This is a genomic window from Acidisphaera sp. L21, assembly GCF_009765685.1.
Classification (GTDB): Bacteria; Pseudomonadota; Alphaproteobacteria; order Acetobacterales; family Acetobacteraceae; genus LMUY01.
The window spans coordinates 49,615-69,625 of sequence record NZ_LMUY01000074.1; the positions used below are offsets into that span (position 1 = coordinate 49,615).

The 20,011-nt window shown below is 65.2% G+C and carries 22 protein-coding genes; 6 read left to right on the top strand and 16 right to left on the bottom strand.

The window, feature by feature from the left end:
- The 8 genes from GSQ76_RS14415 to GSQ76_RS14450 all read right to left on the bottom strand — a co-directional run.
- The coding region (locus GSQ76_RS14415) for an ABC transporter permease subunit (protein ID WP_216851063.1) at positions 1–1,283 on the bottom strand (1,283 nt) is incomplete at its 3' end.
- A complete protein-coding gene (locus GSQ76_RS14420; RefSeq protein WP_158744606.1) occupies positions 1,280–2,152 on the bottom strand; it encodes a branched-chain amino acid ABC transporter permease in 873 nt (290 codons plus the stop codon). The genes GSQ76_RS14415 and GSQ76_RS14420, both read right to left, overlap by 4 nt.
- 7 nt (positions 2,153–2,159) lie before the next feature.
- The gene (locus tag GSQ76_RS14425) at positions 2,160–3,290 is read right to left on the bottom strand and encodes an ABC transporter substrate-binding protein (RefSeq protein ID WP_216851064.1); all 1,131 of its coding nucleotides are present in this window, start codon (positions 3,288–3,290) and stop codon (positions 2,160–2,162) included.
- Between the two features lie 138 nt (positions 3,291–3,428).
- Positions 3,429–4,577 carry a sulfite oxidase heme-binding subunit YedZ gene (locus GSQ76_RS14430; RefSeq protein WP_216851065.1) on the bottom strand — a complete coding sequence of 383 codons (1,149 nt, stop codon included), beginning with the start codon at positions 4,575–4,577 and terminating at the stop codon, positions 3,429–3,431.
- On the bottom strand, positions 4,574–5,122 hold the full coding sequence (locus GSQ76_RS14435; protein WP_158744607.1) for a hypothetical protein: 549 nt from the start codon (positions 5,120–5,122) through the stop codon (positions 4,574–4,576). Before GSQ76_RS14435 ends, GSQ76_RS14430 begins: the two co-directional genes overlap by 4 nt.
- On the bottom strand, positions 5,119–5,694 hold the full coding sequence (locus GSQ76_RS14440) for a hypothetical protein (protein ID WP_158744608.1): 576 nt from the start codon (positions 5,692–5,694) through the stop codon (positions 5,119–5,121). Before GSQ76_RS14440 ends, GSQ76_RS14435 begins: the two co-directional genes overlap by 4 nt.
- Positions 5,691–6,359, bottom strand: coding sequence for a leucyl/phenylalanyl-tRNA--protein transferase (gene aat, locus GSQ76_RS14445; RefSeq protein ID WP_158744609.1), 669 nt, complete (start codon positions 6,357–6,359; stop codon positions 5,691–5,693). Before aat ends, GSQ76_RS14440 begins: the two co-directional genes overlap by 4 nt.
- A 52-nt stretch (positions 6,360–6,411) precedes the next feature.
- A complete protein-coding gene (locus tag GSQ76_RS14450; protein ID WP_158744610.1) occupies positions 6,412–7,218 on the bottom strand; it encodes an exodeoxyribonuclease III in 807 nt (268 codons plus the stop codon).
- Positions 7,219–7,328: 110 nt separating this feature from the next.
- Between GSQ76_RS14450 and GSQ76_RS14455 the strand changes: the two genes are divergently transcribed.
- The 6 genes from GSQ76_RS14455 to GSQ76_RS14480 all read left to right on the top strand — a co-directional run bounded on the left by GSQ76_RS14455 (position 7,329) and on the right by GSQ76_RS14480 (position 12,264).
- Positions 7,329–8,447 (top strand): ABC transporter substrate-binding protein, encoded by a 1,119-nt coding sequence (locus GSQ76_RS14455; protein ID WP_158744611.1) that lies wholly within the window; start codon positions 7,329–7,331, stop codon positions 8,445–8,447.
- Between the two features lie 144 nt (positions 8,448–8,591).
- A complete protein-coding gene (locus GSQ76_RS14460; RefSeq protein WP_158744612.1) occupies positions 8,592–9,473 on the top strand; it encodes a branched-chain amino acid ABC transporter permease in 882 nt (293 codons plus the stop codon).
- Positions 9,474–9,479: 6 nt separating this feature from the next.
- A complete protein-coding gene (locus tag GSQ76_RS14465; RefSeq protein WP_158744613.1) occupies positions 9,480–10,328 on the top strand; it encodes a branched-chain amino acid ABC transporter permease in 849 nt (282 codons plus the stop codon).
- A complete protein-coding gene (locus GSQ76_RS14470) occupies positions 10,325–11,134 on the top strand; it encodes an ABC transporter ATP-binding protein (protein ID WP_254070412.1) in 810 nt (269 codons plus the stop codon). Before GSQ76_RS14465 ends, GSQ76_RS14470 begins: the two co-directional genes overlap by 4 nt.
- Positions 11,131–11,844 carry an ABC transporter ATP-binding protein gene (locus tag GSQ76_RS14475; RefSeq protein WP_158744614.1) on the top strand — a complete coding sequence of 238 codons (714 nt, stop codon included), beginning with the start codon at positions 11,131–11,133 and terminating at the stop codon, positions 11,842–11,844. The genes GSQ76_RS14470 and GSQ76_RS14475 overlap by 4 nt, the downstream gene beginning before the upstream one ends.
- Positions 11,845–11,967: 123 nt before the next feature.
- The gene (locus tag GSQ76_RS14480) at positions 11,968–12,264 is read left to right on the top strand and encodes a hypothetical protein (RefSeq protein WP_158744615.1); all 297 of its coding nucleotides are present in this window, start codon (positions 11,968–11,970) and stop codon (positions 12,262–12,264) included.
- Between the two features lie 52 nt (positions 12,265–12,316).
- Here GSQ76_RS14480 and GSQ76_RS14485 read toward each other — a convergent pair whose 3' ends face one another.
- From GSQ76_RS14485 to ntrC, 8 genes are all read right to left on the bottom strand, one after another.
- On the bottom strand, positions 12,317–13,000 hold the full coding sequence (locus tag GSQ76_RS14485) for a fumarylacetoacetate hydrolase family protein (protein WP_158744616.1): 684 nt from the start codon (positions 12,998–13,000) through the stop codon (positions 12,317–12,319).
- A 94-nt stretch (positions 13,001–13,094) separates the two neighbouring features.
- Complete coding sequence (locus GSQ76_RS14490; RefSeq protein ID WP_158744617.1) at positions 13,095–13,862, bottom strand: gamma-glutamyl-gamma-aminobutyrate hydrolase family protein; 768 nt, start codon at positions 13,860–13,862, stop codon at positions 13,095–13,097.
- A gap of 48 nt (positions 13,863–13,910) precedes the next feature.
- On the bottom strand, positions 13,911–14,528 hold the full coding sequence (locus GSQ76_RS14495) for an outer membrane lipoprotein carrier protein LolA (RefSeq protein WP_158744618.1): 618 nt from the start codon (positions 14,526–14,528) through the stop codon (positions 13,911–13,913).
- Complete coding sequence (locus GSQ76_RS14500) at positions 14,525–14,665, bottom strand: hypothetical protein (protein ID WP_158744619.1); 141 nt, start codon at positions 14,663–14,665, stop codon at positions 14,525–14,527. Before GSQ76_RS14500 ends, GSQ76_RS14495 begins: the two co-directional genes overlap by 4 nt.
- Before the next feature lie 38 nt (positions 14,666–14,703).
- Entirely contained in the window at positions 14,704–14,883 is a 180-nt protein-coding gene (locus GSQ76_RS14505) for a hypothetical protein (protein WP_158744620.1), read from the bottom strand.
- Positions 14,884–14,901: 18 nt separating this feature from the next.
- Positions 14,902–16,296 carry a sigma-54 dependent transcriptional regulator gene (locus GSQ76_RS14510; protein ID WP_158744621.1) on the bottom strand — a complete coding sequence of 465 codons (1,395 nt, stop codon included), beginning with the start codon at positions 16,294–16,296 and terminating at the stop codon, positions 14,902–14,904.
- A gap of 40 nt (positions 16,297–16,336) precedes the next feature.
- Positions 16,337–18,562 (bottom strand): ATP-binding protein, encoded by a 2,226-nt coding sequence (locus GSQ76_RS14515; RefSeq protein ID WP_408836644.1) that lies wholly within the window; start codon positions 18,560–18,562, stop codon positions 16,337–16,339.
- 3 nt (positions 18,563–18,565) lie between these two features.
- Complete coding sequence (ntrC, locus tag GSQ76_RS14520) at positions 18,566–20,011, bottom strand: nitrogen regulation protein NR(I) (protein WP_158744622.1); 1,446 nt, start codon at positions 20,009–20,011, stop codon at positions 18,566–18,568.

The window sequence follows — 20,011 nt, forward strand, 5'->3', positions numbered from 1 at the left end:
CGGAACACGCGGATGTTCTGGAACGTGCGCGCCAGCCCAGCCCGGGTACGCTCATGCGGCGCTTTGCCGGTGATGTCGGTGCCGGCAAAGGCGATGCGGCCCGCGGTCGGGCGGTAGAGACCGGTCAGCACGTTGATGAAGGTGCTCTTGCCGGAGCCGTTCGGCCCGATCAGCGCATGAACCGTGCCGCGACGCACGGCCACGTCGACACCATCCAGTGCCTTCAGCCCGCCGAAATGCTTGGCCAGGCCCTCGATCTTGAGCACGACCTCCGCGGACGCGCCGGCCGTCTGCGACAACAGCGGCAGCGGCGCCACGCTCCCCTCGATACTGCGCGGACGCCGCGCATACCGGGCGGCGAGGCCCCACAGGCCATCGGGCAGGAACACCATGATCAGGATGACAGCGCCGCCGTAGACCGCCAGATAGATGCGCTGCAGGAACCGCAGCCATTCCGGCAGCATCACCAATAGCCCGGTGCCAAGTAGCGCGCCGAATGGCGACTGCACACCGCCCAGCAGTGCCATCGTCAGCAACACGATCGATTCGGCAAAGGAGAATTGATCGGGGCTGATATAGGCGAACGCACCCGCGAACAGGCCGCCGCCCAAGCCGCCCAGCACGGCGGAAATGCCGAACGCCAGCACCTTTGTCCGCAATATGTCGATGCCGCAGGTTCCGGCCGCGATCTCGTTATCACGCACCGCCTGCATCGCGCGGCCCAGGCTGCTGGTTTTCAGCCGCCATGCGTATAGCGTCACCGCAACGAGTGCGACGAGGCACAAGCTGAGATAGCCCGGCCCCGATGTAAGCCCGGCCGGCCGCGCGATGCCGCTGACGCCGTCGGGCCCATGCGTCAGCCCGATCCAGTTCGTGAGCACCAACGTCAGGATTTGCTGGAAGCTGATTGTGACCATGGCCAGGTAATGGCCGCCAAGGCGCAAGCTGGCGAAGCCCAGGATGAGTCCGAACACCCCGGCGATAAAGATGCCGATCAGGAACGCGACGAAGAACGGCAGGTGATAATCCACCACCCCTAGCGCCGTGCCATAAGCGCCCAACCCGAAGAACGCGGCCTGCGCGAGCGAGATCTGCCCGCAATAGCCCAGCACCACGACCAGCCCCGCCACTGCGATCGCATAGGTGACGGCCTGCATCATGATGTTCAGCGAATAACCGGAGCCCGGCGCCATCTGCGCCGCCGCTACCAGAATAATCGCCGCACCGATGGCAGGTACCACGCCGCGCCATGGGCGGGCCTGGGCAATAGCAGGGGCGCTCATGCTTTCTCCGCAATGCGTTCGCCGAAGATGCCCTGCGGGCGAACCAGCAGTACCAATAGTAGAAGGGCGAAGGCGAAGGCGTCTTTATACGGAACGGAGATGTAAGACGCGCCCATCGTCTCTGCCACGCCCAGCGCCAGGCCGCCGATGATGGCGCCCGGAATGCTGCCGAAACCGCCGATGATGTTGGCCGCGAACGCCTTCAACGCCACGACGGCGCCCATCTGCACGCTCACGAACAACACCGGCGCGACCAGAACGCCGGCAATGCCACCCAATGCCGCGCTGTAGGCGAAAGTGAACAGCACCATCAGCGCCACGGGAATTCCCAGCAGACTGGCCATCTCCTTGTCCTGGCTGGTCGCCTGCAGCTTCTTGCCTAGCAAGGTCTTCTCGAACACCAAGTATTGCAGCAGTACCAAGAGTGCCGTGATGACGATGATCGCCAAATACTGGCTGTCGATATAAACCTCGCCGATATCGAACCCGTTGTCGAAGATCGGCGGTAACACTTGCGGGCTGGGACCGTATGTCGCCAGCACGAAGTTGGCCAGGAAGATCGACGCGCCAATCGTGCTGATGATCACCGGCAATTGGCCGCGATGGCGCAGCGGCCAATATACGACGCCCGCAAACAGGATGCCGAACGCTGCCATTAGTATCACTGCAATCGGAATCGCGATGAAATAGGGCACGCCTAAATCATTGGCGAAGATCACCATGATGTACGCGCCCAACATGGAGAATTCGCCCTGGGCGAAGTTCACCACGCTGGCAGCACGGATCAGCAGCACGAACCCTAGGCTTACGAGGGCGTAAATGCTGCCAATCCCAAGCCCCGTGAATAGGAGCTGGAGAAAAAGTGCCAAGGTCTGCTCAGGCCTGGAAGTCTATGTGTTTGTCGAAAACGATCTTGCCGCTGTTGTTCTTCACGACGTTGTAGCCGTGCAGCCCGTCCCCGTTCTGGTCGAAATTATACGTACCCTCCGCCCCTTCCAAACCGCGGATCGCCAGGATGGCGGTGCGCAGCTTGTCGGGATCGGTGGAGCCAGCATCGTTCAGCGCCCTGCCCAGCACCACGACCGCGTCATGCGCCCAGGACGATTGATTGTCCGGCGGGTTCTTGCTCTGCATCTCGAACTTCGTGGCAAAGGTTTTCGCCGCCGGGCTTGAATCCACCGCGTAATCGGCCACACCGAATGTGCCGTAGAGGCTGGCGCCCGCCAGGTTCAGGGCGGAGGTGTTGGTGATGGAGGGCGAGCCGATCCAAGGCACCCGAACGCCGAGTTGGCGCAACTGCCGAGCGAACACACCGAGATCGGTCTCGAAGGTGAAGTAGCTGCCGAGCACATCCGCGCCAGACTGCCGCACGGCCAGCGCCACCGGGGTGAAGTCGGCCTGCTGGTTGGTGTAGCCCTGCACCAGCGAGGGCTCGATCCCGGCAGCCTTCAGGCTTTCGACCAGCGCCTTCATTCCGCCGGTGCCGAACGCGTCCGTGGAGTGGACGATGGCCCACTTCTTCTTGGCCAGCGTTTCAACGCCGTACTGCGCGATGACCTTGGCGGAATAGCTGTCGTTCGGACGGCAGCGAAACAGCCACCGATTGCCCAAATGGGTAAGCGCCGGGTCGGTGCCCCCGATCATCATGGGCTTGCCGATCTTCAGCACATCCGGCGCCATCGCGTGCACCTGGGTCGACCGGACGGAGCCGATGAACGCCACCATGGTCGGGTCGCCGGACATGCGGGAGAAAGCAAGCACAGCGCCGGGGTTGGTGGTCTGATCGTCCTCGATATGGAGTTCGACCTTGCGGCCGAGGACGCCCTTCTCGTTGACCTCCTCCACGCCGATCTTCGCACCGATGGTCATGAAGCCGCCGGACTCCGCTGCGGGGCCGGTGATGGGGACGGTCATGCCAATCTTGATAGGATCGGCGGCACGGGCCACGTAGGGCATGGCGAGCGTGCCGGCGGAAGCGAGTATGAGCGTACGACGGCTTATCGCCACGTGTTATTCTCCCCAGTGTAGCATCCGGATTGTTCCGGCCTCTTGGACGCCGCTATTCCGCGCACATGATCTGAGAAGATTCAAGCCGTTTGAGGATCGTGCGGGTTCTGACGCCTCACCCGGCAGAATTTGCTGGTGTTACAGCACGAGACCCGCTGCCAGGGGGACCAGCAAAGCGATAACGCAGATCACGTCCAGCACGCGGTGCAGGGGGGGAATCGTCCAGCGTACGCCGCCGAACACTGCCGCACCGACAACGAAACCCAGCGCCGCCTGCCAGAATTGCCAGTCATCCGGCAGCCAATCGTCCGTCAGGCTGAAGGAGAATGCTAAGGCCGCCACGATGGCAGCGCCGCCAGCGTACAATGCGATGTTGAACGCCAGCGTGTCGCGCAGCCGGTCGCGATTGCGCGCCCAGAACAGCCCGGTCGCAATCGAGAGGCAGATCCCGATCAGCAGCACTTGGGCTACCGGGTGCGGACCGTAGCTGATGTCCAATTCCGCTTTTAGCGGGCGCAGCGGATCGATCCGGGTTTCCAAAGCATACCAAGCATATTCCACGAGCCCGGTGAGTGCGGCTGCGACGGCACCCAGGCCCAAGATCGGCAGTGGTTCGCGGTCGGGGCCGGAGGGCAATAGGCGCCAGCCCATCATCCAGACGAACAGGCCGCCGATCAACGTCGCTTCCGCCACGTCGGCCTTGGACTGCAGGAAGAAGTGCAGCGTGGCCAGCGCCGCCAGCGCGTAGACGATCCGGTGCAGACGTTTCCAAGCATGCCCAAGCTGGCGCAGCGCCCGGTCGCTGGAGGTGACGCCCAGCACGCCCAGGCCAACCACGACGACGAAACCCACTTCCAGGTAGAAACGGCTCAGGATCTCCATTGCCACGTCGTGCAGGTTCCAGGCCTCGTCCTGCGCATACAGCGTCAGATGTCCCAGCGCGTAGAACAGCGCCGTCAGCCCCAATTGGCGCCGCACCAACACCAGCCGGTGCCAGTTGAAGATCGCCCGCGCCGGGCTGACCAGCAGCGAGATCATCAGGAAGCGGATCGCCCATAGGCCGGTCTGGTGAATGGCCTCGGTCACCGGGCGGGCGCCGAAGCGGTGGGTCAGCAGGGCAAAGACGATCCAGGCGGCGGGCGCCAGCTCCAGCACCAGCACCGCCGATTTCAACGTCGAGAACCGGCCGGAGCGATCATGCCACGGCCAGGGCGTCTTCTGCATCGGATGGGTGGATCGCGCGCGGCGGGGGTTCACCCGCTCCCGCACGGGCGCCGGCTCACTCACGGCCGGTCGCCGGAGACGTGGCGGAACCCGTCAGGCGGGGTGAAGTCCGCCGGGTTCTGGGTGGTGTAGCTGACGGACGACGCCTGGACCAAAACCTTGCCACCTTGGCTGGCGCGCAGCATGACGCCGTCCTCGGTCATGCAGATCAGCGTCTCTTGACCGCCGGCGTCGGCTGTCTGCCAGTCGGTGCAGGGTAGTCCGGCAATCTGGTCGGTGTCGCGGCGCGTGAAGCTGCCGGATTCGGCGCCGGGCAGGCCGGGGCCCGCGGTGGACACGTCCAGCACGGCGTGGTCTGCAACCTTCACCACGGACATCCGCTTCGCCCGGTAGTCGATAATCATGTAGATGCCGCCCGTTGGCGGATCCACCCGCAGCCGCCCGGCGCTCACGGACCAGCGCATTCGCTGGGTCAGCGCCGGGGCGCCTTCCTGTCGCTGCGCCATGGTGTAGGTGATGTCGACGTCGCGCTGCGGCGTCGTGGGCGGCCGGTCGGCGGCCCTGGCAGCGGAGGTCAGCAACAGTGCGGCCAGGACCAGCCGGATCATCGTGCGCCCATCATCGGCAAACGGAAGAACCCCGCGGGCGGGGTGAACTGCCCCGGTGGCACACGCCCCCGCGTCACCGACACCACCTGGAAGCTGCCCTGGCGCCCATCAAACAGCCCCTCCGCCCGCAGCACCACGCCGTCCGGCGTCACGCATCCGGTGCCATCCAGCTTGCGGGAGTGGATGGCCCATTCGGTGCAGTCCATTCCCAGCACCCGGCTTGCCCCCCGCCGGGTGAACCGGACGTCCGATCCGGCCAGCAGGGTCTGCGGATCGCCGACCCGCAGCGGCAGCTCCAGAAACGAGTTCTGGGCGGGAAACACGATATCGGCGACGTGCCGCTGCAGATCGGTGATGGCATACATCGGCCGGCCCACCGGTTCCGTCCGCAGGCGCTGGCCCATCGCGTCCCATTGCAAACGCACGCCATCGGGCGCGCCGCCAGGGATCTGGGTCGCAGCCGCGCCCGCTAGGCGGTAGACCAGGTCGACATCGCCCGATGGAACCAGCCTTGGCTGCGCCCATGCCACAACCGGTGTCGATAACAGGCACAGCAACAGAAGCAGCTTCATGACTCCACTTGGTCTCGCTTCGCCATCGCCTGGATCTCCGCCTGCACCTCGGCGCTATCTGCCTGCCATCGCCCCGGCTCGTCTACCGCCTCGGCCAGCAGAGCCTTGTAACGATCGCGGGGGATCTCCTCCGTGCCGAATTGCTGCAGATGGGATGTGACGAACTGGGTGTCCAGCAGCCGATAGCCGCCCACCCGCAACCGGGCCACCAAATGCACTAGGGCCACCTTGGACGCATCGCGCGCCGTGCTGAACATGCTCTCGCCAAAGAACGCGCCGCCCAGGCTCACGCCATACAGCCCGCCGACCAGCACCCCCTGCTCCCGGCACTCCACGCTATGGGCAAAGCCGGTGGCATGCAGGTCGCCGAACAACCGCTCGATATCACGGTTGATCCAGGTATCCTCCCGGCCCGGCATGGCGGTGGCGCAGGCGGCGATCACGGCGGGGAAATCCTGGTCGACCGCCACCTCATACGGTCCGCGCAGCACGGTGCGCAGCAGGCGGCGGGGCGCGTGGAACCGGTCCAGCGGCAGCACGCCACGGAACTCGGGATCCAGCCAGTATAGCCGATTGCCGCGCCGCGTTTCGGCCATGGGAAACAGGCCGACGCGATAGGCGCGGAGCAATAGCTCGGGCGTGACCTCGACAGTGCGGCGCGACATTGATGCGGACGGTATCATGGCTCGCCGCCGGGTTCACGCGTCAAACAGTATCCTAGACATCCAGCGTGACGGATACCGGCACGTGGTCGGACGTTTGAGGCCAGTCCCGTGCATCCTTGAGCACCGTCATGCTGCGCAGCCCGGCAGTCAGATCCGGCGTGACCCACACATGGTCCAACCGGCGGCCACGGTTGGACAGCCGCCAGTCCTTGTTGCGGTAGGACCACCAGGTGAACAACTTCTCCTCCGGCGGCACGAAGTGGCGTAGCGCGTCATACCAGCCGGCCTTCTGCCAGGCGACCATGTGCTCCACCTCAATCGGAGTATGGCTCACCACGCTCAGTAACTGCTTGTGGCTCCACACATCCTGCTCTAGCGGGGCGATGTTCAAATCGCCCACAAGCACTGCCCGGCGCAATCCGGTACGGGCGGCGAACCAGTCGGTTGCTTGCGACACGAAGGCGAGCTTGTGGGCGAATTTCGGGTTTGCCTCGGTATCGGGAATGTCGCCGCCGGCCGGCACGTAGAAATCGTGCAACTCCAGGGGGCCAGACGGTAATAGCAAAGCGACCTGCAAATGCCGGCAATCGCCCTTTTCGCACCAATCCGGCGCGTCCCAATCGGTCACCAACGGGATGCGGGACAGAATTGCCACGCCATTATAGCCCTTCATCCCCTTTCGCGCGACGTAGGGATACCCCAGCGCAGGCGGCCCGGCGTCCGGAAACAGCTCGTCCGGCACCTTGGTCTCCTGCAGGCATATGACGTCGGGGTCCAGCGCCGCCACCAGCCGTTCCAGCAACGGCAGGCGCAGGCGGAGGGAGTTGATGTTCCAGGTCGCGATTCGGAGGGAGGCCATGCGGCAATATGTCCCGCCCTGCCATCCCGACCAACCCGGCCCCGCTTGACCAACCTTATCGTTGGGATAGAAGTCCGGTCCAAGTCGAACCCCCGGGGATAGGAAATACCATGAATCGCAGGCACTTCGTCGCAGCCATGGCCGGCGTAATGGCACTGGCCGGAGCGGCCCGCGCGCAGGAGCCAGTGCAGCTCGGCTCGATTGAAATCCTGTCCGGGCCGAATGCCGCCTATGGCGTCGCCATCAAGGCCGGGCTGGAACTGGCGCTGGACGAGGTGAACGCCAAGGGCGTGCTGGGCGGCCGCAAGATCAACCTCATCGTGGAGGACAGCGCGGCCAATAAGGACCAGGCGATCAACGCCGCCCGCAAGCTGATCGGGCGCGACAAGGTCGTCGCCATCATCGGGCCAACCTTGTCCAACGAGATGTTCGCCGTCGGCCCCGTCGCCAACGAGCGCAAGATTCCCATCCTCGGCACGTCCACCACCGCCAACGGCATCACCGCCATGGGCGATTACGTGTTCCGCACCTCCCTGCCCGAAAGCGACGTCATCCCCGTCACGCTCAAGAAGGCGATGGACCGCGGCGTGAAGACCATCGCGCTGATGTATGCCAATGACGACGCGTTCTCGAAGTCCGGCTACGACGTGATGAAGTCTGCCGCCGAGAAGGCCGGGCTGAAGATCGTCGATATCGAGAGCTTCGGCAGCAAAGACAGCGACTTCTCGGCCCAACTGACCAAGATCAAGCAGTTGAAGCCGGACGCCGTCGGCATTTCCGCCCTGGTAGAACCAGTGTCTGGTGTGCTGCTGGCGGCGCGCCAACTTGGCTTCGGGCCAGAGACGCTGTTCATCGGCGGCAACGGCAGCAACTCGCCCAAGCTGGGGGAGATCGCTGGCAAGGCGGCGGATGGCCTGCTGGTCGGCAGCCCCTGGTTCGTGGGCAAGCCCACTGCGGTAAACACCAAGTTCGTGGCCGATTTCCAAAAGAAGTACAGCAAGGAACCGGACCAGTTCGCCGCCCAGGCTTATGACGCGATGAAGATCATGGCCGCCGCGATCGACCGTGCCGGGGCTGCCGAGCCAGCCATGGTGCGGGATGCATTGATGCAGACCAAATTCGAGGGCGTGATGGGCCCCTTCTCCTTCACCACCGGCCGCGACCCTGCGTCCGCTGAGGGCGTGGTGGTGCTGGTGATGCAAAATGGCAAGTTTGGTATCGCTCCGTAATACGAAAACGTCGGATTACGCCCTGGTCGAGCAATGAAGGGTTGACCAGGGGGGCCTCGCCGCCGCATTTCCGGGCGTCATATTCGTAGAGGCGACGTGAATGGCCGCGCCCGCTCGTGGCCATGACGGCTAGTTCGGAACCCAATGTTAGCCCAACAACTCGTCAACGGCGTCCTGCTTGGGGCGACCTACGCCTTGTTCGCCCTCGGCTTTACGCTGATGTTCGGCGTGCTGAAGGTCATCAATCTCACCTACGGCTTCTACTTCTCGGCCGGTGCCCTCGTGGCGTTGTGGCTGGTGCGTACGCTCGGTTTCGGCATTTGGACCGCCCTACCCGTCGCAGCCATGGCCGCCGGGCTGATCGCGGTGGTGGTGGATTGGCTACTGCTGACCCGGCTGCGCAGTGCCAAAGCGCCGGAACTTGCATCCCTCATGGTAACGTTGGGCGCGGTGCTGGCGCTGTATTCGGCGCTGACCGCCTGGCTCGGCTCCGACATCCGCCGTCTGCCGCCGGACGTGATCAGTGGCGAGGCCCTGCAGATCGGCTCCGTCCGGGTGACGCTTGCACAGTTGCTCATCCTGGGCGCCGTCGCCATCCTGATTGCGGCGCTGATCTGGCTGCTGCGCGGCACGAAGCTCGGCCTGGCGATCCGCGCTATGGCCGACCGGCCGGATGCTGCCGAGCTCATGGGCATCAACACCCTGCGTGCCGCCGCCATCGTCTCGTTCATATCCGGGTGCCTCGCCGGCGCTGGCGGCGTGCTAATCGGCCTGCAGCGCAACGCCATCCAGCCATATATGGGTGAGGAGATGATGCTTCGCGGCTTCGTCGTTATCATCGTTGGCGGCCTAGGCGACATTCGTGGCGCGGTGATTGCCGGCATGCTGCTGGGCCTGCTGGAGGTAATGACCGCCGGCTACGTCAGCTCGAACCTAAAGGAGGCAGTGGCTTTCCTGGTGCTGGTCGTCGTGTTGTGGACCCGGCCTTCCGGTCTGTTCGGCCGCGCCATGACCCGGCGTGCATAGGCAATCATGACCATCCCTCCCTGGCTGGACGATTTCCTGTGGACGTATGGCAACCTGGTACACGCATTGGGCGTCAACGGGCTGCTGGCGCTGTCCATGTATGTGGTGCTCGCTGTCGGCCAGCTTTCCCTGGGCCAGGCGGCATTCATGGGGCTAGGCGCCTATTCCTCCGTGCTGATGACGCAGCAGCTCGGCCTGCCGTTCTGGGCGGTGCTGCCGCTATCGGTGCTGGCGCCGGTGGTGTTCGCCCTGGTGATCGGCCTGCCGACGCTGCGGCTATCGGGCGTATACCTCGCCATTGCCACCATCGGGTTGGGCGAGGTGCTGCGTGCCGTTTACCTCAACGTCGATTTGTTCGGCGGCGCGCTGGGGCTGTCCGGCATCCCGGAGCGCGCCGACAACACCATGATCTACGGCCTGCTGCTCGCGGCCATCCTGGCGCTGTGGCTGGTCGGCCGCAGCGGCATCGGGCGCGCGATGGAGGCGATGCGGGAGGATGAAACCGCGGCCGCCGTCATGGGCGTGAACCTGCTGCGCTATAAAATGGGCGCGCTCGTTGCCTCCGCCGCATTGGCCGGGCTCGCAGGGTGCCTGAACGCCCACGTCTCCTCTTTCATCGGCCCGGGCGAATATGGGTTCGAGCCCGCGGTCACCATTCTGTCCTACGCCCTATTGGGCGGCATCGGGACGCCGATCGCCTCCGTGGTGGGTGCGTTCATTCTGACCCTGCTGCCCGAGTTGCTGCGGGAGCTGTCGGACCTACGGCTGGTGCTGAACGGCGTCATCATCGTGGTGGCCGTGCTGTTCCTGCCCGGCGGCGTACTCCCCTTCCGCTTGCGGCGGCGCGCGGCGTGACCAACCTGCTGGAGGTGTCGGGCCTGACCCGGAAATTTGCCGGCCTGGTCGCGGTGGACAATCTGGACATGCAGGTAGCAGCCGGCGGCATCCACGCCGTCATCGGGCCGAATGGCGCCGGCAAGACCACGCTGTTCAACCTCATCTCCGGACTGCTGCCGCCAACGTCCGGCCGTATCATCCTGGCCGGCCAGGATGTCACAAGGCTGCCCGCACATCGCCGTGCTGCCTTGGGCGTGGCGCGGACATTCCAGAATATACGGATCTTCGGCGCCATGACCGTGCTGGAGAACGTCCTTACCGGCCTGCACACGACCGCCCGCGCCACCCTGCCGGAGGTGATCTTCCGCCTGCCGCGTTTCCGCCGCCAGGAACGCGACGCGGTGGCGCAGGCGATGGCCGCGCTGGACCTGGTGGGGCTGCGCGACCAGGCGAACAGCCGGGCCGCCTCCCTCTCCTACGGCGACGCCCGCCGGCTGGAGATCGCCCGCGCCATGGCCGCGCGCCCCCGCTTGCTGCTACTGGACGAGCCGGCTGCCGGGCTGAACCCCGCCGAGACCACGCGCCTGGCCGACTTGGTGCGCACCATCCGCAGCGCCGGCACCACGGTGCTGCTGGTGGAGCACGACATGGGCTTCGTGATGGATATTTCGGAGGACGTCACCGTGCTCAGCTTCGGCCGTCGCATCTTCGGTGGGCCACCTTTGGCCGTCCGGCAGGATCCGGCAGTCATCGAGGCCTATCTGGGCCACAAGGTCGCCGCCAAACTTGCGGCCGGCGCCACCACCGGGGTGCGCGGCGCGTGAGCGGACTGAGGATCGAAGGGCTGGTCGTCGCCTACGGTCGCACCGTGGCGGTCAAGGGCATCGACCTGGTGGTCGAACCCGGACAGGTGGTGACGTTGATCGGCGCAAACGGCGCGGGCAAAACAACGGTCATGCGCGCCGTTTCCGGCCTGATCCGCGCGAAATCCGGCCGGGTGATCTTCGATGGCGTGGATATCGCCGGCCGCCGGGCACACGCCATTGCTGCCCTCGGGCTGCGCCAGGTGCCGGAGGGGCGGCAGGTCTTCGCCGACCTCACCGTGGCGGATAACCTCGCCCTCGGCGCCTACACCCTGTCCGATCGCGCCGAACTGGCCCGGCGGCGCGATGCGGTGCTCACCCGGTTCCCCCGCCTGCGGGAGCGACTGACGCAGTTGGCCGGCTCGATGTCCGGCGGGGAGCAGCAGATGCTCGCCTTCGGCCGCGCACTGATGGGCGCTCCACGGCTGTTGCTGATGGACGAGCCCTCCATGGGCCTTGCGCCGCTATTCGTGGAAGAGATCTTCAACGCCATCGCGGATCTACGCCGGGAAGGTATCACGATCTTACTGGTCGAACAGAACGCCTCGGCGGCGTTGGACGTGGCGGATTACGCCTATGTGCTGGAGACGGGACACATTGTTCTACAGGGCGAGGCTTCGGTCCTAGCGAACGATCCGGCGGTGACCGCAGCCTATCTCGGTGGGCACTGAGCGCGGGAATGTGATCGTGCGGCAAGTCCCCTTGCCGCAAAGATGCCATGGTCGACGCGTATATATGGTCACACGGTAAGTGAACGCGTCGTTTACACCGGATGTTTTTTGAGGAGCCCATCAATGAGCCCGAAACTCGGTTTGCTTGTTGCTGTTCCGGTGGCGATCGGCCTGCTTGCGGCCTCTACGCCGGCTAATGCGTATTGGAATCGCGGTGGATATCGCGGCGGCGGATACTACCGCGGTGGTGGCGTCGGCCCTGGCATTGCAGGCGCGATCGTTGGTCTGGGTGTCGGCGCGGCGATCGCGGGTGCCTATGCGCCCCGCTACTACGCGCCCCCAGTCTATTACGCCCCGCCGCCACCGGTCTACTACGCGCCGCCCCCGGCCTATTACGCTTACCCGGGCTACTACCGTTAAATTTGCAACCCAACGCCCTCTCCCATCCAGGAGAGGGCGTTGTCGTTTCTGCCTAGATGATCGTCGTTTTAACGATACCGACGCCGTCCAATGACCCTTCCAACACGTCGCCCTTGACGCAGGCCGCGACGCCCTCCGGCGTTCCGGTGAAGATGAGGTCGCCGGGCTGCAGTTCCACAAGCTTCGACAGGTAGGAAATGACTTCCGGCACGCTCCAGATCAGCATGTTGAGGTCGGAGGTCTGACGAATCTTGCCATTCACCTTCAGCTCGATATGACCCTTGCCGGGGTCGATATCGAAAGCCGGCACCAGATCGCTGATCGGGGCGGATTTATCGAATCCCTTCGCCATGTCCCAAGGACGGCCGAGCTTCTTGGCCTCGGCCTGCATGTCGCGCCGGGTCATGTCCAGGCCGCAGCCATAGCCCCAGACGTGGCTCATCGCCTCTGACTCGGCGATGTGCGAGCCTCCTTTGCCGATCGCGACGACTTGCTCCATCTCGTGGTGCAGGTCGGATGTCATGGTCGGATAAGGCATGTCGGCGCCGCCGGTGATCAGCGCATCGGCGGGTTTGGTGAAGAAGAATGGCGCTTCACGGTCCGGGTCGTGCCCCATCTCGCGCGCATGAGCGGCGTAGTTGCGGCCGACGCAGAAGATCCGGCGAACCGGGAACGTGCCGCCGCCGACGACGGGCACGGTGACGGGGGGAACGGGCGGGATAACGCTTTCGGCCATTTCGAACATCCTTCGGATCGACGACCCGCAACCTATCCCCGGCGCGGGGCCACGGCCACCCTTAGCCGGATGCCAGCCTCAACGGGCGCCGGCCCTAGTCGGCCACCGCGCCCAGCGCGCCAACGCGGGCGCGCACCGCATCACCAAACGAGGCAAGGATGGCGCGGGACACGGCGTCCGTCATCCAGTCGTATTCCGGGTGCCACTGCACCCCCACGGCGAAGCCCCGGGCAGTGGCGACCCGAACCGCCTCGACCGTGCCATCCGGGGCCGTGCCCTCCACCACCAGACCGGGCGCCAATCGGTCCATTCCCTGGTTGTGCAGCGAGTTGATGCCAATCGTCGTGGCGCCGGCTACGCGATGCAGCCAACTGCCGGGGACGACGCTGACAGAATGTGCCTTGCCGGTGCGCACCTTGCCGTTCGGCTGCATCGGCGTCGAATGATCCATGCGGCCGGGTAGATCCTGCAGCCGCTGATGCAGGGAGCCGCCCAGCGCCACGTTGAGTTCCTGCATGCCGCGACAGATCGCCAACACCGGCGTGCCGTTGCGAATGGCCGCGCGGATCAGCGGCAAGGTCATGCTGTCCCGTGCCGGATCTTCAGGCGTCCCCTCCGCATGGGGCGGACCGTCGTACAGACTCGGCTGGACGTTGGACCGGCTGCCCGTGAGGATGATGCCATCCAGTCGCGATAGGATCGTGTCGATGTCGCAGGCGTCGCCATTGGCGGGGATCAGCACCGGAACGGCGTTCACCACCTCATGGGTCGCGCGAATGTAGGTGTCGGATGCGGCATGATTCACCATGCCGAACGTGCCGAACAATTTGGTGCAGCAGGAAATCCCGACCAGCGGCTTCATGCTGCGATAATGGTCAGTCTGTGCGACGTTTTGAAGTCAATTCCGCGCCTATTGGCTGTTGTTCTGGAAAAACTTCGGATCGATGAAGGTGAACAGTTTCTGGTCGAACGTGCCGCCTAGCTGGACGTCGAACAGGGTGATCCGCGTCTCCTGCCGCTGCGCATCCACCACGGTCCAGGATCGCAGCGTCATCGGCTTATCAGCGAAAATCAGCGTCAGCGAGCCTTCCGATGGCGATGCGGTGCGCAAAAGCGTCACCTGGACTTGGCCTGGGAAGCGGGTGACCTTGGTCACCGTCACGTCGCCGGACAGGCGCAGATTGTCCTGTAACAGCAATCCCAGCGGGGTGCGCCCAAGTGGAATGTTGCTGGTCTGCTGCAATTGCGAGTCGTTGAACACCAGCAGGCCGTGCCCGGCGACCAAGAGGAACGGCGCCGGCGCATCGTATTGGAACCGCATACGGCCGGGCCGGTCCAGCCAGGCAGTTCCGCCGCTGATGCTGCCATTTGGCGCGATCTGCTGGAATCGTGCCTTCAGCGTATGGATGGCGTTCAGCGCGACCTCGGCCTGGGCGATATCCGCCTGATCTTGCGGGCTGAGCGCCTGGGCGTGCGCAAACGCGGGCAGCAGGAGCAACGGGGAAGCCAGGAACGAGCGACGATTCATGCCGCCGATATGCCCCCGCCAGCGCCCGGGTGAAACCCCTGCCCCGCGTTCGGCACCAGGTCGATGGCCACCGTCTTCACCAGCGCCAGAACCGGCGCCTCTGGGACGAGCGCCAGCCGCTGGATCGCATCCGGCAACCTGATGTTCCATCGGCACATCACCCCCTTGGATATCATCACTGCCCTAGCACTGTTGGTTGGACGGCGGCGTTGACCAGGCCATGCCCATAGAACCGGGTTTGTGGCAGCACACCCGCCACGAGTACCGCCAGTGGCAGGCTGAAGCCCACGGCATGCACCGCGACATCCAAGGTGAGCCAAATCGCCTGCCTGTCGTCGGGTGAAAGGCTCAGCACCGGGCAGGCAAGCCCAACTCAGCCGCCCTTGTCGTCCGAATTGACGCCCAATTGCTTCAGCTTGCGATGCAGCGCGCTGCGCTCCATCCCGACGAAGCCGGCGGTGCGGCTGATGTTGCCGCCGAATCGAACCAGTTGCGCCTGCAGATACTGCGTCTCGAACAAGTCACGCGCCTCCCGCAATGGCAGGGCCATGATGTCGGCGGTGGGGTCGAAATTCAGCAGCGCCGGGGCGCCCTGCCCAATTTCCGGCGGCAACATGTCGGCCCGTACGGCGTCGCTGGCGCCGCCAGGGGCCATGATCAACAGCCAGTCCATCAGGTTGCGCAACTGCCGCACATTGCCGGGCCAATCGTAAGCCTGCAGCGCCGCCAGCGTGTCCGCCGACAGCTCACGCGGGGACATGCCGGAGTTTTCCGCCGACCGAGTCATGAAGTGCCGGGCCAACTCGGGAATGTCCTCGCGCCGCTCACGCAGGCTGGGCATGCGCAGAGGGACGACGGCAAGGCGGTAGTAGAGATCCTCGCGGAACCGGCCGGCCGCGATCTCGGCCTGCAGATCCTTGTTGGTAATGGCGAGCACACGGACATCGACCTTCACCCGCGCATTGCCGCCCAGCCGCTCGAACGTCTGATCCTGGAGGGCGCGCACGATCTTGCCCTGGGTTTCCAGCGGCATGTCGGACACCTCGTCCAGCAGCAGCGTGCCGCCGTGCGCACGTTCCAGAACGCCCGCGCGCCGTGGCGAGGCGCTGGCGTCCGACCCGGCCTCGACTCCGAACAACTCCTCCTCGAACCGTCCCGGAGCGAGCGTCGCGCAGTTCAGCGCCACGAATGGCCCGTCGGACCGGCGAGAACGCGCGTGGATCATGCGCGCCGCCACTTCCTTGCCCGACCCGGCCGGCCCGTGGATCAGCACGCGGGAGCCGGTGGGCGCCACCCGCTCCACCCCGGCGCGCAGGGTCACGATCGCGCTGCTCTCGCCGGTTAGCGCCGTCTCGGCACCGACTCGCAGTCGCAACTCGGCATTTTCGCGTGCCAGTCGGGACGCTTCCAGCGCCCGACGGGCCTGCAGCAGCAATCGGTCGGACTTGAACGGCTTCTCCAGGAAATCGTATGCGCCGTGCTGGATGGCCGTGACTGCCATCTCAATCGTGCCGTGGCCCGAGATCATGACGACCGGAATATGCGGTTCCTCGACATGGAGGGCCTGGAGAATCCCCAACCCGTCGAGCTTCGAGTTCATCAACCAAACGTCCAGGATCACCATGGACGGGCGGCGCGCCCGGAACGCGGCTAACGCGCCGTCCGAATCGGCCGCCATGCGAGTCTCGTAGCCCTCGTCTCGTAGAATCCCCTCTATCAGCATCCGGATGTCGGGTTCGTCGTCGACGATCAGTATCTCATGCGCCATGCAGGGGTCTTTATACGTTAAGTCGAACGGGCGGAACCGGTCAGCTAATGCCGGCGGCTATGGGCAGAATGAGGCTTGCGACGGCGCCCGGGCCTCCAACCCGATCCTCCAACAACAGGCGACCTCCGTGATCTTCCATGATCTTCTTGACGATGGCGAGGCCGAGGCCAGTGCCTTTGGGCTTATGGGTGACATAAGGCTCCGTCAATCGATCACGATCTTCGGCTGGTAGCCCTACGCCGTCATCCGTGACAGATAGCGTCACGGTGTCGTGATCTGTGGCGACGGCTACCGTGATTGCGCCACTCCCCTCGCCTTCTTCTCGCGGACGCATGCCGGCGGCGTCGGCTGCGTTCATCAACAGATTGGTCAGCGCCTGCGTGATCAGCCGCCGGTCGCATGATGCCATCGGGCCCTGGTCCGGCAGGTTGATCGTCCACGCGATCTCCGAGTGCGCCTGCCGCTGCAGGACCAGCGACTCCCGCGCGATCCGGCCGATATCCTCTGGCTTGATTACCGGCTGCGGCATGCGGGCGAAGGCGCTGAACTCATCCACCATGCGGCCGATATCACCGACATGGCGCACTATGGTGTCCGCGCACTGGGCGAAGGTGACGGGGTCGGACTGAATCTCCTTGGTGAACCGCCGCTTCAGCCGTTCCGCCGCGAGTTGGATGGGGGTCAGCGGATTCTTGATCTCGTGCGCGATACGCCGGGCGACATCGGACCAGGCGGCCTTGCGCTGGGCCGCCACCAATTCGGTGACGTCGTCAAAGGTGACGACGAAGCCGTCGACTCCCTCGCCCTTCATCTCCGTCCCAATCCGCACCAGCAGGGTGCGGCGGTTGCCCGGCGGTCCAACCTGCACCTCCGCCGTTTTGGGCTTCTCTGGCGCTGCCTGCGCCTCCGCCAGCAACGTGGCGAATTCCGGCACGACCTGGGCGAGCGGCAGGCCGCTGGACGCCATGAGGTCGGTGCCCATCAGCTCGCTGGCCGCACGGTTCGGCAGGTCCACCCTGGTTTCACGATCCAGCCCAATCACTCCGGCGGAAACCCCTGCCAACACCGTCTCGGTGAAGCGCCGCCGCTCATCGATCTGGGAGTAGGCGTCCATCAGTTCCGCGCGTTGGGCGCTCAACTGGCCGGTCATGCGGTTGAATGCGCGGGACAATCCCGCGACCTCGTCCTCGCTGCGAACCTCCGGCACACGTACCGCCAGATCGCCAGCCCGCACCCGCTCCGCCGCATGGATCAACCGCCCCACAGGCCGGGCGATCTGGTTGGCGAGCACCAGCCCGGTCAGGACCGCTGCAAACAGCACCAGCAATGCCACCAGGGCGAAGATGACGGCGAAGGTGACCTGCAATTTCGTCCGGTTGTCGTCAAGCCGATGGTATTCGGCGACCAAGTTCTCCGTCCGTTGCACGGCGGCGATGATCTGCGTGTCCACCGGGCGGTCGACCATCAGCATCAGTTCGGGCGTGGAGCCCAGTTTCACCACGGCGCGCACGTGGTTGTCGCTGCCGCCGCCGATCACCGCGACGTCACCGCGCCGGGCCGGCTCGATCTCCTCATCGGTCGGCAACTCGACGAAATTCCCGCTAAGCACACCGGAGGACACAACGATTTCATGTGTGTAGGGGTCGTAGATCACGGCCTGGATCAGCCCGTGAAACGTGGTTTCCTGGTCCAGCACCTGCTGGAACAATTGCGGCCGATTGGCCAGGAACGCGCCGGCACGGTTCAGCGTGATGGCAACGCCCAGCGCGTCCGCCTTGATATTGTTGCGATGCTCCTCCAGCGAGGACCGGGCGGACGATAGGCTGGCATCCAACGCGTTGCGGATGCGGTCATCGAACCAGCTCTGGATGCCCAGGTTGAAGAACGCGACCGCGAACACCGCCACCACGATGGACGGGGTGACCGCGACCACGCCGAACATCAGCACCAGCCGCACATGCAACCGTGACCCGGCGGAGCCGCGCCGACGCTCGACCCAAACCCGCGTCAGCCGGCCCGCCAGCACCGCGCCCAGCAGCAGCAGCACCGCCGCGCTGGCCAGGATGGACACGAACACGACGTTCGGCCGCAACGTGATCGGCGCGCCGCCCGACAGCAAAACGAAGGTTGCGATGGCCAGCACCAAGGCCACCGCCGCCAATATCAGCGTCACGACCTTGCCCAGCAGGATGTCCATCACCCGACCGAGACGCGAGCGCGTCGGCACCGGGGGCTGCAGCGACATCAGGTTGGGCGTGCTGTCCATGGATTAGCCGATGCCACGGACGACCGGGATCTCCAGATCGCGGATCTTCTTGCGCAACGTATTTCGATTGAGGCCCAGCATGGCCGCGGCCTTGATCTGATTGCCCCGTGTTGCCGACAGAGTCATCTGGATCAGCGGACGCTCCACCTCGGCGATCACCCGGTCGTAGATGTCGCGCATTGGCATCCCGTCACCGGCCGTGGCCAGAAACCGGCGAATATGCCGCTCCACCGCGGCGGCAAGCGGCTCGGCATGGCTCGACTCGACCGGGGTCTCCATCTCCTCCCCGCTGTGGGACAACTCGGCGGCGATCACCTCCTCGCCGATCACCTCCTGCGGATACAGGGCGGCCAGGCGGCGCATGAGGTTTTCCAATTCGCGCACATTGCCGGGCCAGCGATAGGCACGCAGCCGGTCGAGCGCGCCCTGGTCCAGCGACTTGCCGGGCAGCCCCATTTCCTTCGCGCGATCCAGGAAGTGCCGGGCGAGCACGGGGATATCCTCCGTCCGCTCCCGCAGCGCCGGAAGGCGGATCGGCACGACGTTGAGGCGATAGAACAAATCTTCGCGGAACTGCCCGGCGCGAATCGCCTGGCGCAGGTCGCGGTGGGTGGCCGCGACGATGCGGACGTTGGCCTTGATGGGCTGGCGACCGCCGACGGTGGTGAATTCACCCTCCTGCAGCACCCGTAGCAGCCGCGTCTGCGCCTCGTGCGGCATGTCGCCGATCTCGTCCAGGAACAGCGTGCCGCCATGCGCCTGTTCGAACCGTCCCTGGTTGCGGTTGTGGGCACCGGTGAAGGCGCCGCGCTCGTGCCCAAACAGCTCGCTTTCGATCAATTCCCGTGGGATAGCGGCCATGTTGATGGCGACGAACGGGGCGGCGCGGCGGCGGCCGTAATCGTGCAGTGCGCGGGCCACCAGTTCCTTGCCGGTGCCGGACTCGCCGGTCACCATCACCGTCAAATCCGCCGTGGTCAGCCGGGCAATGCTGCGATAGATCTCCTGCATCGCGACCGAGCGGCCGATCAGCGGCAGCTTCTCCTCTTTCTCCACCGGGTCGGTTTCGGGCGGCAGTGGCGGCGGGGCGGCCAAGGCCCGGCCGACCACCGCGAGAAGTTCCTTCAGGTCGAATGGCTTGGGCAGGTATTCGAATGCCCCACGCTGGGCCGCCTTCACCGCCGTCATCAGCGTGGATTGGGCGCTCATCACCACCACGCGCAGATCCGGCCGGATGCGGCGGATGCGCGGGATCAGGTCCAGCCCGTTCTCGTCCGGCATCACCACGTCGGTGATGACCAGGTCGCCCTCCCCGTCTTCCACCCATCGCCACAGGGTGGCGGCATTGGAGCAGGAGCGGACCTGATAGCCGGATCGGCCCAACGCCTGGGTCAAGACGGTTCGGATGGAACGGTCGTCATCGGCAATCAGGACGGTCGGTATGGTCAT

Bases quoted from the DNA above. Each gene is read 5' to 3' on its own strand.
- GSQ76_RS14435 (WP_158744607.1), bottom strand. From the start codon at position 5,122: ATGATCCGGCTGGTCCTGGCCGCACTGTTGCTGACCTCCGCTGCCAGG.
- GSQ76_RS14440 (WP_158744608.1), bottom strand. From the start codon at position 5,694: ATGAAGCTGCTTCTGTTGCTGTGCCTGTTATCGACACCGGTTGTGGCA.
- aat (WP_158744609.1), bottom strand. From the start codon at position 6,359: ATGTCGCGCCGCACTGTCGAGGTCACGCCCGAGCTATTGCTCCGCGCC.
- GSQ76_RS14450 (WP_158744610.1), bottom strand. From the start codon at position 7,218: ATGGCCTCCCTCCGAATCGCGACCTGGAACATCAACTCCCTCCGCCTG.
- GSQ76_RS14455 (WP_158744611.1), top strand. From the start codon at position 7,329: ATGAATCGCAGGCACTTCGTCGCAGCCATGGCCGGCGTAATGGCACTG.
- GSQ76_RS14460 (WP_158744612.1), top strand. From the start codon at position 8,592: ATGTTAGCCCAACAACTCGTCAACGGCGTCCTGCTTGGGGCGACCTAC.
- GSQ76_RS14465 (WP_158744613.1), top strand. From the start codon at position 9,480: ATGACCATCCCTCCCTGGCTGGACGATTTCCTGTGGACGTATGGCAAC.
- GSQ76_RS14480 (WP_158744615.1), top strand. From the start codon at position 11,968: ATGAGCCCGAAACTCGGTTTGCTTGTTGCTGTTCCGGTGGCGATCGGC.
- GSQ76_RS14485 (WP_158744616.1), bottom strand. From the start codon at position 13,000: ATGGCCGAAAGCGTTATCCCGCCCGTTCCCCCCGTCACCGTGCCCGTC.
- GSQ76_RS14490 (WP_158744617.1), bottom strand. From the start codon at position 13,862: ATGAAGCCGCTGGTCGGGATTTCCTGCTGCACCAAATTGTTCGGCACG.
- GSQ76_RS14495 (WP_158744618.1), bottom strand. From the start codon at position 14,528: ATGAATCGTCGCTCGTTCCTGGCTTCCCCGTTGCTCCTGCTGCCCGCG.
- GSQ76_RS14510 (WP_158744621.1), bottom strand. From the start codon at position 16,296: ATGGCGCATGAGATACTGATCGTCGACGACGAACCCGACATCCGGATG.
- GSQ76_RS14515 (WP_408836644.1), bottom strand. From the start codon at position 18,562: ATGGACAGCACGCCCAACCTGATGTCGCTGCAGCCCCCGGTGCCGACG.
- ntrC (WP_158744622.1), bottom strand. From the start codon at position 20,011: ATGACCATACCGACCGTCCTGATTGCCGATGACGACCGTTCCATCCGA.